Consider the following 2,038-nt stretch of genomic DNA (forward strand, 5'->3'; position numbering starts at 1 on the left):
GTGGGGGCGTTGGAGGCGTTCACGCGTCACGCGGCCGGCTCCGACGCGGGTGGTTACACGCCTTCCGACCTGCCCCTGGTCTCCCTCAACCAGGCTGAAATTGATCAACTTGAGCAGCTGTGGAGGAACGACAAGTGAAGCGCAACGAATTGGAAGACATTCTTCCCTTGGCTCCTCTGCAGGAAGGCCTGCTCTTCCACGCCCTGTATGACGAGCAGGCGCTGGACGTCTACACGACGCAGATGTCTTTCCTCGTAGAAGGCCCGCTGAATGTGGAGGCGCTCAAGGCATCGGCCCGCGTCGTCCTGCAGCGGCACGCGAACCTCCGGGCCGGCTTTGTTCACGAGGGTCTGCGGCAGCCGGTCCAGGTGATTCCCCGTAAGGTCGAACTTCCCTGGGAGGAAGTCGATTTCACGGGAATGGCGTCGGCCGCTCAGGAGGCTGCGGTCGAGGAGTGGCTTGAGCAGGACCGGGCGCGGCGCTTCGACCTGACCGCTCCGCCACTGCTCCGGTTCACGCTCATCCGGCTTGGCCACCACCAGTACCGGCTGGAGTTCACAAGTCATCACCTGCTGCTGGACGGCTGGTCCCTGCCGGTGCTGATGCGCGAGCTGATGACGGCGTACGCGCAGGGCGGTCACGAAGGGAGCCTGGCTCCGGTGACCCCCTACCGGAACTATCTGGCCTGGGTCGCGGGTCAGGACCGTGGTGCGGCCGAGGAGGCGTGGCGGCAGTCCCTGGCCGGTGTCGAGGAGGCCACGCGGCTGGCTCCGGTGCGGGCCGACGGTGTGGCGGTGGCTCCGGATCGGGTCACCGTGCGTCTGCCCGAGGAGCTGACCGCTGCGCTGACCACTGCGACGCGGAGCTGTGGGGTGACGCTGAACACGGTGGTCCAGCAGGCGTGGGCGGTGCTGCTGGGGCACATGACCGGTCAGGACGACGTGGTGTTCGGCGCGACCGTCTCAGGGAGGCCGGCGCAGATCCCCGGGATCGAGTCGATGGTCGGCCTGTTCATCAACACCGTCCCGGTGCGCGTGCGTCTGAAGCCGGCGGAGGTCTTGCGGGAGGCGCTGGTACGACTCCAGGACGAGCAGAGCGCCCTCCTCGCCCACCAGCACCTCAAGCTCACCGACATCCACAGCCTCACCCCCGCCAAGGAACTCTTCGACACGGTCGTCGTGTTCGAGAACTACCCCGTCAGTGCATCGCCGGCGGCCGCGGATTCCACCGAGACGTTACGAGTGGAACGGCTGGAGGGGCGGAACAGCACGCACTACCCCCTCAGCCTGATCGTGATGCCCGGAGAGGGGATCCGGCTGCGGCTCGACTACCGCCCCGACCTCTTCGGCCGGACCACGGTGGAACAACTGGGATCCCGGCTGGTACGGACGTTGGAAGCGATCGCCACCGGACTCGATCGTGCCGTGGGACACGTCGACCTGATCGGTGCCGAGGAGCGGCATCGGGTGTTGGCGGAGTGGAATGACACGACGCGTGAGGTTCCAGATGTGCTGCTGCCGGACATGTTCGAGGCACAGGTGGCGCGCACTCCGGACGCCCTTGCCGTGGTGAGTGGCGGAGTTGAGCTCAGCTACGCCGAACTGAACGACCGGGCGAATCGCTTGGCCCGCCAGCTGGTGGGGTACGGGGCCGGCCCGGAGCGGCTTGTCGCCGTGGCTCTGCCGAGGTCGGCCGACCTCGTCGTCGCGTTGCTCGCGGTGTTGAAGAGCGGTGCGGGATACGTGCCGGTGGACCCGGACTATCCGGCGGACCGCATTGCCTACGTGCTCGCCGATGCCGAGCCGGTTCTGGTGATCACCAATACCGAAACGTCGCCGGATCTGCCCGAGGGCGAGGGCCTTGGCGTACCTCGCGTGTTGCTCGACGATGCTGAGGTTGTGCGCGCGCTCTGCGGATCGGGTACGTCTGATCTCGTTGACGCCGATCGTTTGTCTTCGGTGGTTTCTGCTCATCCGGCGTATGTGATTTATACGTCGGGTTCGACGGGGCGGCCGAAGGGTGTGGTGGTCGAGCATGC

General features: G+C 66.5%; 1 protein-coding gene. It reads left to right on the plus strand.

The features are described from left to right. Positions 1-134 precede the first annotated feature (134 nt). Positions 135-2,038: condensation domain-containing protein (locus ACIQTP_RS46955; RefSeq protein WP_403412384.1), on the plus strand; the 1,904-nt coding region annotated here is incomplete at its 3' end.

It is taken from the genome of Streptomyces sp. NPDC090798 (assembly GCF_044768965.1).
Lineage (GTDB): Bacteria > Actinomycetota > Actinomycetes > Streptomycetales > Streptomycetaceae > Streptomyces.